Source organism: Shewanella holmiensis (assembly GCF_025370255.1).
Lineage (GTDB): Bacteria > Pseudomonadota > Gammaproteobacteria > Enterobacterales > Shewanellaceae > Shewanella > Shewanella holmiensis.
Genome location: NZ_JAMTCD010000012.1, coordinates 105737 through 117326, shown reverse-complemented (window position 1 = coordinate 117326; position 11590 = coordinate 105737). Strand labels below are relative to the sequence as shown.

At 43.7% G+C, this 11590-nt stretch carries 9 protein-coding genes; 1 reads left to right on the top strand and 8 read right to left on the bottom strand.

The window, feature by feature from the left end; translation table 11 throughout:
- Positions 1 to 414 precede the first annotated feature (414 nt).
- Both secA and NE535_RS10915 read right to left on the bottom strand, forming a co-directional pair.
- On the bottom strand, positions 415 to 3138 hold the full coding sequence (gene secA / locus NE535_RS10920; protein ID WP_261298676.1) for a preprotein translocase subunit SecA: 2724 nt from the start codon (positions 3136 to 3138) through the stop codon (positions 415 to 417).
- Positions 3139 to 3196: 58 nt separating this feature from the next.
- Entirely contained in the window at positions 3197 to 4096 is a 900-nt protein-coding gene (locus NE535_RS10915; RefSeq protein ID WP_261298674.1) for a M23 family metallopeptidase, read from the bottom strand.
- Positions 4097 to 4123: 27 nt separating this feature from the next.
- Between NE535_RS10915 and NE535_RS10910 the strand changes: the two genes are divergently transcribed.
- The gene (locus NE535_RS10910; RefSeq protein WP_261298673.1) at positions 4124 to 4582 is read left to right on the top strand and encodes a DUF721 domain-containing protein; all 459 of its coding nucleotides are present in this window, start codon (positions 4124 to 4126) and stop codon (positions 4580 to 4582) included.
- On the opposite strand, the gene lpxC is transcribed toward NE535_RS10910, so the two are convergent.
- The 6 genes from lpxC to murG all read right to left on the bottom strand — a co-directional run bounded on the left by lpxC (position 4579) and on the right by murG (position 11584).
- A complete protein-coding gene (gene lpxC, locus NE535_RS10905; RefSeq protein ID WP_261298672.1) occupies positions 4579 to 5499 on the bottom strand; it encodes a UDP-3-O-acyl-N-acetylglucosamine deacetylase in 921 nt (306 codons plus the stop codon). The two genes, NE535_RS10910 and lpxC, sit on opposite strands and share 4 nt — an antisense overlap.
- 244 nt (positions 5500 to 5743) lie before the next feature.
- Positions 5744 to 6910, bottom strand: coding sequence for a cell division protein FtsZ (gene ftsZ, locus NE535_RS10900; RefSeq protein ID WP_261298671.1), 1167 nt, complete (start codon positions 6908 to 6910; stop codon positions 5744 to 5746).
- Positions 6911 to 6937: 27 nt separating this feature from the next.
- Positions 6938 to 8173 (bottom strand): cell division protein FtsA, encoded by a 1236-nt coding sequence (gene ftsA, locus NE535_RS10895; protein WP_188842030.1) that lies wholly within the window; start codon positions 8171 to 8173, stop codon positions 6938 to 6940.
- Entirely contained in the window at positions 8170 to 8940 is a 771-nt protein-coding gene (locus tag NE535_RS10890) for a cell division protein FtsQ/DivIB (RefSeq protein WP_261298670.1), read from the bottom strand. The genes ftsA and NE535_RS10890 overlap by 4 nt, the downstream gene beginning before the upstream one ends.
- A 111-nt stretch (positions 8941 to 9051) precedes the next feature.
- Positions 9052 to 10518: a UDP-N-acetylmuramate--L-alanine ligase gene (murC, locus tag NE535_RS10885; protein ID WP_261298669.1), complete on the bottom strand. Its 1467-nt coding sequence runs from the start codon at positions 10516 to 10518 to the stop codon at positions 9052 to 9054.
- 1 nt (position 10519) lies between these two features.
- A complete protein-coding gene (gene murG, locus NE535_RS10880) occupies positions 10520 to 11584 on the bottom strand; it encodes an undecaprenyldiphospho-muramoylpentapeptide beta-N-acetylglucosaminyltransferase (protein WP_261298675.1) in 1065 nt (354 codons plus the stop codon).
- Positions 11585 to 11590: the final 6 nt, after the last annotated feature.

The window sequence follows — 11590 nt, the reverse complement described above, 5'->3', positions numbered from 1 at the left end:
GATGTTAATTTTTCAAACATCGCCTTAGGACGCTAGGTCATTGGCTTGGGCTGCGTATTTTACAGACCCTGTTGTTTGCGTCAAGTGTTTTTTCAAACTTTCTTTTCGCGTTTGGTTTGTTGCGTTTTACCGCTGTAAACCAAGCTGACTCTGCGTTTTGCTTTCGCTCTGTGCCGTGTCAGTGGATGCGCATTATAGGCAGCTTAAGATTTTGTGCAAGCCCTTTTGTGGAAAAAGATCGTGTTTTTTCGATCTTTTTTCATCTTGTCCACTTACCTACATTTTTTACACCACTTACCCCCAAAGTTATCCACAAATTAGCTTTGCGTTGGCAATAATCTACATATCATAGGTAAGAAAAAAGCAGCTATATAAGCTGCTTTTGAGTTCGTAATCTTGGTAGTTATAGAAGAACTAACTTATTTTACCATGACACTGTTTGTATTTTTGGCCTGAACCACAAGGGCAAGGATCATTACGACCTACTTTTTCACCTTCACGGATCACTGTTTGCGGTTTAGCTGGTGCTTCGGCATTTTCGTTGTCACTTAATGCCTGAGCAGATGCATGTTGGTAATCACGTTGGATCTTGGCTTCGTCTTCACGACGACGTTGTTCCATTTCATCAACATCTGATTGTGCTTGTACTTGCACTTTAGATAAGACACTAATGACATCATGCTTTAATGTTTCAAGCATTTGTTGGAATAACTCGAATGATTCACGCTTATATTCTTGCTTAGGGTTTTTCTGAGCATAACCACGTAAATGGATGCCTTGGCGAAGATGATCCATTGCTGCAAGATGTTCTTTCCACAAACCATCTAATGTTTGTAGCATGACCGCTTTTTCAAACTGGCGTAACACTTGCGCGCCCACCATATCTTCTTTTGCTTTAAATGCATCGGTCCAAGCTTTTACAATACGTTCACGTAATGTTTCTTCATGTAGGTCATCTTCTTTATCTAACCACTCTTGGATAGGAAGCTTTAATGAGAACTCATTTGATAAACGTTGCTCTAGTCCTGGTACATCCCATAACTCTTCTAATGATTGTGGTGGTATATAAGTATCAATGACACCAGAAATAACATCTTCTTCGATATTTTTAATTGTGTCTTCAATGCTTTCAGCATCCATTAGCTCATTTCGTTGAGAGTAAACGACTTGGCGCTGATCGTTGGCAACATCATCGTATTCCAGTAATTGCTTACGAATATCGAAGTTACGCGCTTCAACTTTACGTTGTGCGTTTTCAATAGCACGCGAAACCCATGGGTGTTCGATTGCTTCGCCTTCTTCCATACCCAACTTTTTCATCATGCCTGATACACGATCTGAAGCGAAGATACGCATTAAGCTATCTTCCATCGAGAGATAGAAACGTGACGAGCCTGCGTCACCTTGACGACCGGCACGACCACGTAACTGATTATCAATACGACGTGATTCGTGACGCTCGGTTCCTAGAATATGTAAACCGCCAGCGGCAAGCACTTCATCATGGCGGATCTGCCAATCAGCTTTAATCTTAGCTTTCTGCTCTGGAGTTGGATTATCTAGCGCTTCAATCTCCATGTTCCAGTTACCGCCTAATACGATATCCGTACCACGACCGGCCATGTTTGTTGCAATCGTCACCGCACCTAAACTACCCGCTTGAGCAACAATTTCAGCTTCTTTTTCATGAAACTTAGCATTTAACACACTATGGGGAATTTTTGCTTTTTTGAGTAATACATTAAGTAATTCAGATTGCTCAATTGATACCGTACCCACCAATACTGGTTGACCGCGTTCACGACAACTTTTGATATCGGCAATAATCGCATCATATTTTTCTTTAGCCGTTAAATAGACTAAATCTGCCATGTCATTACGAACCATTGGGCGGTTAGTCGGCACAACAACGGTATCTAAACCATAAATGTGTTGGAACTCAAATGCTTCGGTATCTGCAGTTCCTGTCATGCCCGCTAATTTTTCATATTGGCGGAAATAGTTCTGGAAGGTGATCGATGCCAAAGTTTGGTTTTCATTTTGAATATGAACACCTTCTTTAGCCTCAACTGCTTGGTGTAAGCCTTCTGACCAACGACGTCCTGGCATAGTACGACCAGTGTGTTCATCAACAATCACCACATCGCCATCTTGAATGATGTAATCAACATCACGCTCAAATAAAGTGTGAGCTCGAAGCGCTGCATAGACGTGGTGTAATAATGAAATGTTACTAGCAGAATACAGAGAGTCACCTTCAGCCAGCATGCCCTGTTCAGTTAACAGTAACTCAACCTTTTCTTGACCACGTTCAGTTAAATGAACTTGCTTACCTTTTTCATCGATGGTGAAGTCGCCTTCGCCAATGAAATCTTCAGTATCTTCTTTGTCTTGACGAATAAGACTCGGAATTAACACGTTCACTTTGGTGTATAGCTCAGAGCTATCTTCAGCAGCACCCGAAATAATCAGCGGTGTACGTGCTTCATCAATTAGGATTGAATCGACTTCATCGATAAGTGCATAGTGCAATGGACGCTGGACACGTTCTTGCGGAGAAAAAGCCATGTTGTCACGCAGATAATCGAAACCAAATTCATTGTTGGTACCGTAAGTAATATCTGAGTTGTAAGCTTCTTTTTTCTCAACTTGGCTTAAACCTGCAACGTTAACACCGACTGTTAGGCCTAAGAATTCAAATAAAGGACGGTTAAATTCAGCATCACGACGGGCTAAGTAATCGTTCACGGTAATTACGTGAACCCCCTTACCACTAATACCGTTTAAATAGGCAGGTAACGTTGCGGTTAAGGTTTTACCTTCACCGGTGCGCATTTCAGCGATACGGTTACTATCAAGTACCATGCCACCTAATAGCTGAACATCAAAATGGCGCATATCGAACACACGCTTTGATGCTTCTCGAACAACCGCAAATGCTTCAGCCATAATGCTGTCCAGACTTTCGCCAGACTCTAAGCGTTGACGAAACTCTGTTGTTTTTTGTTTTAATTCTTCATCAGACAGCTTTTCGTAATCTGCTTCCAATGCATTAATTTTATCAACCACTTTACCTAAGCCTTTCAGGGTGCGGTCGTTTCTGCTTCCAAATACTTTTGTCAGTAATTTACCTAACATCTTAGTCACTTATCTCTTGTAGGTTTGGCTCATCAGAGCGCATTAACCGTTAATATGATTAACTTGCTTTGCGATAAACAAACTTTTGAGGATCAATTTGTTGTCCATCGCGTAGCACTTCGTAATGCACATGAGGGCCGGTTGAACGACCTGTGCTTCCCATATTGGCAATTTTCTCGCCTTTGGCAACGACGTCACCTACGTTTACTGACAGAGATTTATTGTGTCCATAGCGAGTGCGAAGGCCATTACCATGGTCGATTTCGACTAGCTCACCATATCCAAACATACTTCCTGACCACGTTACTACACCTGCGGCAGTTGCAGTGACGGCTGCCCCTTCTCGACCAGCAAAATCAATACCTTTATGCATTGTTCTTCGGCCATTAAAAGGGTCATTACGTAAACCATAGGGCGAAGATAACCAACCTTTATCGATTGGCCGCCCTGATATATAACGCTCTTCATCTATATGGAGATTCGTTGACACTGTTTCAAGTAGTGACAACTGAAGATTATTATTATCAATTCGTGATGCAAGCTTATCCATATCGCTAATAAGCTGGCTTAATTCGATTCCTGTCCCTAATTCACTGTAACCACCCACGCCGACTTCAATGTTAAAGTCGAACTGGTCATCAAGTAAATTGTTTTGGGCAACCTGCTGCCCAAGGGCCTCAAGTCGAGTAATTTTGGCTTGCATTTTAGCGACGTGGGTAACTAATGTGGCTAATTGCACTTCGGTTGCGTGCTTGAGCTCAATCACTTGTTGTTTTTGTTGCTCACGCAGTTGTTGGTTTTTATCGACTTTAGCTTGTTGATTAGCAAAGCGATCGGCACTGTATTGATAAATCGCAGTCCCCGTTACCATAATCATTATTGGTAAAAGAAACCACCGTTTACTGGGTTGCCAGCGCGTGACCCCATTTCGACCTTGAACAAATACTGTTACACTCATAGCCTAATTCAGCCATCTTATTATCATATGAAAAAGCCCCCTCAAGACCTCAGCAATTTATTACATTTGTCAGGAAAATTACCTGAACTCGCTGAGAAAGCAGAACTACTGAATAATCTGAATCGATATGTGAAACAAATTATTGGCGGTCCTGCGGCAGAGCAACTCAATGTTGCTAATCTCCGCCAGGGTGTTCTTGTTATTGAAACGGCTTCCGCGGCTTGGGCTGCACGAATCAATTTTCAAAAGCCTAAACTATTACGACAACTTCAGGCTGAAACGCTACCCATGCTCACTGCTATTGAGGTTAAAGTCAACCCAGCTTTAGCAATGATTAAGGCAAACTCTCAAGTTAATCACGCACAACTCAGTAATGAATCAGCACAACATATTGCTGCACTAGCTGAGCATGTAGATGGATCACTAGGTGAAAAACTAAAACGGCTGGCTGCATTGGCCAGCCGTAATAGGCATTCTAAGGATTAAGCGAGTGCAGTTGTACCTGGCACCATAAAGCTGACGGGTACATCGGCTTCTTTGTCAAAGCTGACTAATTCCCATGCATCCTGCTGGGCGAGTAAAGCTCTGACTAATTGATTATTTAACGCATGACCGGTTTTAAACGCTGTAAACTCACCAACAATGGCATGACCTGCTACATATAAGTCACCAAAAGCGTCGAGAATTTTATGCTTAACGAACTCGTCATCATAACGCAGACCATCAGGGTTGAGGACGCGGTACTCATCAAGCACAACAGCATTTTCCATGCTGCCACCTAACGCAAGGTTATTAGCACGTAGATATTCAATATCACGCATAAAGCCGAAGGTTCTTGCACGGCTGATATCTTTAACAAATGCCGATGTAGAAAAGTCCATGACCATATGTTGTTGACTACGGGCAATTTCTGGGTGAGCAAAGTCAATTTTAAAATTAACTCTAAACCCTTTAAACGGTTTAAGCTCTGCCCATTTATCTCCATCTTCAACACGAATGGGTTTGGTAATCTTAAGGTATTTTTTAGGTGCTGCCTGTTCTTTAATCCCTGCACTTTGAAGCAAGAAAACAAACGGACTGGCACTGCCATCCATAATTGGAATTTCAGGCGCATCAACTTCGATAACGGCGTTATCAATGCCTAAACCTGCAAGGGCAGCAAACAGATGTTCGATTGTAGAAATACGAACACCAGCATCGTTTACAAGTGCTGTACACATAGTTGTTTCACGTACTAAATGCGCCTTTGCTGGTATAGACACCGCAGGCGTAAGATCGGTACGTGTGAGTACAATCCCTGTATTTACTGGTGCGGGCATAATGCACAGAGTCACCTTGTTGCCGGAATGTAATCCGACACCAGTACTCTTCACCATTTTTTGAACAGTTCTTTGAAAAATCATTCATTTACCCGTAAATAACAATAAAAACAAAAGTTTATAAATAAAACCTAAAGCTATCATGTATAGCTGGTACGACATGCTACCATATCTTGCGTAATTCACAAAAAAAATGCAAATAAGTACAAAACAACGGCATTTCGTTATCTGCTATCACAACAGTGAACTTTTCATCTAATTAATACCCTAGGGTATTAATATCAGCCTATCAAAACCGCCGAGTTAGCAGCTTGATAGTGATGCCAAGTTAATCAGCTTGCTTACGTAAAAATGCTGGAATATCTAAATAGTCCGCATCTGCACGTGGTGTTGTTAGTGGCTGTGGTACAGCGTTGCCTTTTGATGCAGCATAAGATTGCTGAATCACGGGCTCATCAACTGGCTCTGGGCGTGTTTCAATCACTACAGGCTCTGGGCGAGGCGCTGGCTTTTGTACTAACTGAATATCAGGCTTTTTCTCAGCACCAATACCGGTAGCAACCACAGTTACGCGCAGCTCTTCACTCATTTCTGGGTCAATTACCGCACCAACAACTACTGTTGCATTATCAGATGCGTAAGCTTTAACATGGTTACCCACGGTTTCAAGCTCTTCAATACTGATATCCATACCTGCGGTAATGTTAACTAATACGCCGCGCGCGCCAGCTAGATCAATATCTTCAAGTAATGGGCTGGCAACTGCCGCTTCTGCCGCTTCTTCTGCACGATCATCACCTGTAGCAACACCTGTACCCATCATGGCATTACCCATTTCGGACATAACTGTTTTAACGTCGGCGAAATCCACGTTGATTAAGCCTGGGCGAGTGATTAACTCAGCAATACCTTGAACCGCACCCAATAATACGTTGTTTGCTGCCGCGAATGCATCCAGTAAAGACGTACCACGACCCAAGACTTTTAATAGTTTTTCATTCGGGATAGTGATTAACGAATCAACGTGTTTTGCCAGTTCTGCAATACCTTGCTCCGCATAAAGCATGCGCTTTTTGCCTTCAAAAGGAAAAGGCTTGGTCACAACAGCAACCGTTAAAATGCCTTCTTCACGAGCAATTTCTGCAACCACAGGAGCGGCTCCAGTACCTGTTCCGCCGCCCATACCTGCTGCGATAAAGATCATGTCAGATCCTTTAATCGCTGCACGAATGTTTTCACGATCTTCTTCTGCAGCTTGACGGCCAACATCTGGATTAGCTCCAGCACCTAGACCTTTAGTAACGTCACGGCCAAGCTGAATCGTTGAGCCTGCACTTGATTTACGTAATGCCTGGGCATCCGTGTTTGTTACGATAAACTCAACACCTTCGATGTTGTGCTTAACCATATGCTCGACAGCGTTACCGCCACCACCACCGACACCGATGACCTTGATCACCGCTTCGTCTGAATGTGTATCCATGATCTCAAACATAGTCTGATCTCCGTTAGTCTGCGTTATTTAAAATTCACCCTTAAACCAGCTTTTCACCCGATTCAAAAAGCTAGTCACCCCTTGGCGGTCCGGACGTTCAAACTGGCGTTCGATTACCCTTCTAGCCCCATAGTGAAGCAACCCTATCCCTGTTGAGTAAATTGGTTGGTCCACGTATTCGTATAATCCTTTCACAGGCAGTGGCGAGGCAACTCGCACAGGCATACCGAAAGTGGCTTCGGCGATGTCTACAGCACCTGTAATGGAAGATGTTCCACCAGTTAGTACAATACCTGCAGCAATTTGATCTTCTAAACCGCTGTCTTGTAACTGTTTAAGTACTAACTCAAATAATTCTTGATATCTTGGCTCTACTACTTCAGCCAGGGTATGGCGTGACATGCTGCGCGATGGTCTTCCACCCACAGATGGCACTTCTATACTGTCTTCACGGCTTACCATTGAGCTTCTTGCACTGGCAAACTGCACTTTAATTTGTTCTGCATGTGTAAGTGGTGTACGGAATATTTTGGCAATATCACTAGTCACTTGGTTACCCGCTACAGGCACAACCGCACAATGACGTAATGCACCATTGGTATAAACGGCTATATCCGTTGTTCCGCCACCAATATCGACAATACACACACCTAAATCTTTTTCATCATTCGTTAATACAGAGTCAGCTGATGCAATGCCTGAGAACACCAAGTCATCTACTTTTAAACCGCAACGCTCTACACTTTTGGTGATGTTTTTTGCCATATCGTTTGCACAGGTCACGATATGGGCTTTGGCTTCCATACGCATGCCTGACATGCCAATTGGGCTTTTGATGCCATCTTGAACATCAATAGAATATTCTTGGGGTAATACGTGCAATATCCGGCGCTCTGTGGGTATTTTGACTGAGCGAGCGGTATGGATCACGTTGTCCACATCTTCTTGTGTTACTTCTTCGTCGTTAATCGACACCATGCCATTTTCATTTTGGCAGGCAATGTGTTTACCCGAAATGCTCAGATAAACAGATGAAACCTGGCAGTCAGCCATTAATTCAGCCTGATCAAGGGCGCGTTGAACACTGCGTACGATAGAGTCGAGATCATTCACCCCGCCTTTGTCCATGCCACGAGAAGGATGATTACCTAAACCAATAACACTAATTTCACCGTCAGGTAGTACTTCACCAATAATCACGGCGACCTTGGACGTTCCGATATCTAACCCTACGATAAGGTTTCTTTCCTGATTCTTGGTCATTTCTTCTCAGTTCTCTTATTGGTATCATCCCAGCCCACTGCAAAACCCGTGTCGTAACGTAAATCGACTTTTGCGACAGGTTTCTCGCTTTGTTGCAATGTCGGGTATACATTGATAAAACGCTGTATTCGAGTCATTTTATCTTCACGCCCTAGCTCTATTTTTATGCCGTTAGCTAATTCGGCTTGCCACGCATGACGTGGACTTAAACGTAAACTGGTTAATTTGAATCCGTTAATTTTAAGTAAATCATCCAGCTGTCCATAACTGACTAACACTTCTTCAGCCATGTCATCGGGACCAGATAACATGGGTAAATCCGTTAATTCTGGATAACCTACTGCATCAAACACTTCGCCATTAACATTAAGCCAAGCTTGCCCATTCCAGTGAGCCACAGCCTGTTGCTCTTGTATCGTCACCTTGAACTTAGCAGGCCATTCTCGTCTTACCGATGCATGATAAACCCAAGGCAAACCTTCTAACGCACGTTGCACATCCACAACATCGGCGTTAAAAAAACTGCTTTGCATTAACGATTGCAAAGCTGTCTGGATCTCTTCATCAGTGGTAAATTTACGCTCGCCTTTAACGGCAATCGCTTCTATCGGTAGCGCATCAGCATCATTCAACAAACCATGAAGCTTTAACCCACCCCATGTAATTGTGACTAATACGCTGAGCAAAAACAGTAAGCCAAAATACAAATACCAATCGACTTGTTTTAGCTTTTGTTTTAACTGGCGTCCTTTCTTACTCCACGACACCGATAATTACTCCCGAAGATTACCATTTCTGCCCTGCAACAAACCGGTCATTATATAGCGCTTGATGACGGTATAAAAGCACGATTTTTCAACCGCATAACTGCACAAAAACTAGTCAACTTGTTCTTGGTTTTGTTGTGCATTAAAACCCAATTCTGTCGCAGCTAAATCACGCGATAATGCGCCAATATTCCCAGCCCCTTGGGTCAGCAATAAGTCTCCATCTTGTAATACATCTGGTAGCACACCCGCTAACTGTTCAGGCCCTGAAACAAAAATAGGATCCACTTGACCACGCACTCGGATGGAGCGACATAATGCTCGGCCATCGGCACCCGGTATTGGATTTTCTCCAGCGGCATAGACATCAAGCAATAATAAACAGTCAACTTGCGACAACACATCAACAAAATCTTCGTATAAATCGCGTGTTCGGCTATAACGGTGTGGTTGATAAGCCATCACCAAACGTTTATCTGGCCATCCGGCACGTGCAGCTTTGATAGTGGCAAGTACTTCACTTGGATGATGGCCATAATCATCCACTAACATAACTTTGCCATTTGGCGTGTCAAATTCGCCTAAGTGCTGGAAGCGACGACCTATACCTTCGAACTCAGCAAGTGCTTTTACAATTGATTCATCGTCTATGTCATCTTCACTTGCTACCGCAATGGCGGCCAGCGAGTTAAGTACGTTGTGTTGCCCTGGTAAATTCAACACAATATCTAAATCGGGCTTATCTTTTCTGTGTGCGGTAAACCGTGATTGGTGTCCTTGTTGAACAAAATTACTGGCACGCACATCTGCATGTTCACTAAAGCCATAGGTCACTACTTGACGACCAACACGCGGTAGCAACTCTTCTATTACCGGATCATCAACACACATTACCGCAACACCATAGAATGGCAGGTTATGTAAAAAGTCGACAAACGTTGTTTTGAGCACCTCAAAATCGCCGCCATAGGTGTCCATATGATCGGCTTCAATATTGGTTACCACACTGACCATTGGTTGTAAGTGCAAAAAGCTGGCATCGCTTTCATCAGCTTCGGCAATCAAGTAGCGACTGGTCCCTAAACGCGCATTGGTTCCGGCACTATTAAGCAAACCACCAATCACGAACGTAGGATCGCGCTCCGCTTCTGCATAAACACTGGCAATCAGGCTGGTTGTGGTGGTTTTACCATGCGTGCCAGCAATCGCAACGCCGTGGCGGTAACGCATTAACTCAGCTAACATTTCTGCACGACGTACAATAGGGGTACGGTTTTCTTGAGCGGAAATAATTTCTGGGTTTTGCTTATTAATTGCCGTTGATACGACCACAACATCAACGCCAGCAACATTGTCAGCATGATGGCCAATAATAATCTTTGCACCTAATCGTGCTAATCGCTCAGTCACGCTATTCACTGCAATGTCAGAGCCACTAATTTGGTAACCTTCATTGACTAACACTTCCGCAATACCGCCCATGCCAGCACCGCCGATACCAACAAAATGAATGCGCTTGATCCGTCTCATTTCAGGGATCATGGTGCGAAGTTGTGCGTACTTTTCTGTTTTTGTCATGTTAACCCTTGTTCGCTACCGTGGCGCATATATCTGCCACTCGTTGAGTGGCATCTAACACTGCAACGCCGCGTGCCTTTAACCCCATTTGGAGTAAAACTTGTCTGTCACTGGCAAATAGCTGCAGTTTATCTGCAAGCAAATCTGCATTTAAAATGGTTTGAGGCAATAAAAAACCTGCCCCGGCATCGACTAACACGGATGCATTAATCGTTTGATGATCATCCACCGCTTGAGGATATGGCACTAAAATACTCGGTAAACCTACCGCGGCAAGTTCTGATACGGTTAACGCGCCTGAACGACAGACCACGACATCTGCCCATCGATATGCCGCTTCCATATCATCAATAAATTCAGCAACATTAACCTTGTCCAACTGATTAAGGTGTTGATATGCGGCCTTCACTGAATCAAGGTTATTTTTGCCAACCTGATGCCACACAGTTACCGAATGTTGATGGGATAATTTGGCAACCGTATTGGGTAACGTTTCATTGAGCACTTTCGCCCCAAGGCTGCCACCGACAACAAGCACTTTTAAGGCGTCCTCGTTAAGGGGTTTCTCTTCACCACCTAATGACACCAATTCTTGCCGAATCGGGTTACCGACGACTTCAACATTTTTTACTGTACTAGCGAAGGTATTGGCAAATGCACAAAGCACTTTAGTCGCAATTTTTGATAGTAGCTTGTTGGTTAAACCTGGTATCGCATTTTGCTCATGCAGCACCACAGGCACACCTGATAATTTAGCCGCTACGCCACCTGGGCCGCTGGCAAATCCACCCATTCCCAAAACAACATCAGGTTTAAAATCATCAATAACCGCTTTAGCCTGGATAATAGAACGTATAACTTTAAACGGAGCTGAAAGCTTACGTAACAAACCATTACCACGAACACCTTTGATATCGATAAATTCAATATCAAAACCATGCTGTGGCACTAATCGCGCTTCCATTCGGTCAGCGGTTCCTAGCCATCGCACTTGCCAGCCTTTAGCTGCCAGGTGTTTTGCTACTGCAAGCGCCGGAAAAACATGACCACCAGTACCACCGGCCATCACTAA

Bases quoted from the DNA above. Each gene is read 5' to 3' on its own strand.
- secA (WP_261298676.1), bottom strand. From the start codon at position 3,138: ATGTTAGGTAAATTACTGACAAAAGTATTTGGAAGCAGAAACGACCGC.
- NE535_RS10915 (WP_261298674.1), bottom strand. From the start codon at position 4,096: ATGAGTGTAACAGTATTTGTTCAAGGTCGAAATGGGGTCACGCGCTGG.
- NE535_RS10910 (WP_261298673.1), top strand. From the start codon at position 4,124: ATGAAAAAGCCCCCTCAAGACCTCAGCAATTTATTACATTTGTCAGGA.
- lpxC (WP_261298672.1), bottom strand. From the start codon at position 5,499: ATGATTTTTCAAAGAACTGTTCAAAAAATGGTGAAGAGTACTGGTGTC.
- ftsZ (WP_261298671.1), bottom strand. From the start codon at position 6,910: ATGTTTGAGATCATGGATACACATTCAGACGAAGCGGTGATCAAGGTC.
- ftsA (WP_188842030.1), bottom strand. From the start codon at position 8,173: ATGACCAAGAATCAGGAAAGAAACCTTATCGTAGGGTTAGATATCGGA.
- murC (WP_261298669.1), bottom strand. From the start codon at position 10,518: ATGACAAAAACAGAAAAGTACGCACAACTTCGCACCATGATCCCTGAA.
- murG (WP_261298675.1), bottom strand. From the start codon at position 11,584: ATGGCCGGTGGTACTGGTGGTCATGTTTTTCCGGCGCTTGCAGTAGCA.